Source organism: Nocardia coffeae (genome assembly GCF_019890715.1).
In the GTDB taxonomy this organism is placed as follows: Bacteria; Actinomycetota; Actinomycetes; order Mycobacteriales; family Mycobacteriaceae; genus Nocardia; species Nocardia jiangxiensis.
In genome coordinates this window covers 1-388 of record NZ_JAINZY010000085.1, presented here as the reverse complement: position 1 = coordinate 388, position 388 = coordinate 1, and the positions used below count along the sequence as shown (strand labels likewise).

1 protein-coding gene is annotated in these 388 nt (G+C 57.7%); it reads left to right on the top strand.

The genetic code is table 11. The features are described from left to right. Window positions 1-168: 168 nt before the first annotated feature. Window positions 169-388 (top strand): hypothetical protein (locus tag K7711_RS47150; RefSeq protein WP_222979717.1); only part of this gene is annotated, 220 nt, incomplete at its 3' end.

Below are 388 nucleotides of genomic sequence, written 5' to 3'. Positions count from 1 at the left end.
TGCGGAGTAGTAGTCGGCCAGTGCGTCTGTGCCGAGGTCGGTGGAATCGCCTGCGGCTACCTGACGCAGGTAATACAAGTAACTGTTCCCGGCGAGAATCTTGTGCAGCGTCGCTGTCACATATCCATCAAGCGCTCCCCGGCGCGGTACTCTCTAGAGTGATAAGTGATGCTGTTTGCATCAAATCCAGCAAATCCCCTGGTCGTTATCGAAATGGAATCGGAAAATTGCTTCAGAAAGGGTGTTGTCGACGGGTATCAGCCGCTCGCGATGCTCGGTGCACCGCTAGCCCGCGACACCCGGAATGTCCGCCGGGAGCGCACTTCGAGGTGTCAACGGAAAGGCGACATTGTCGCCTTTCCCGCGAAACTCCCTGGTCGGGGCCTGA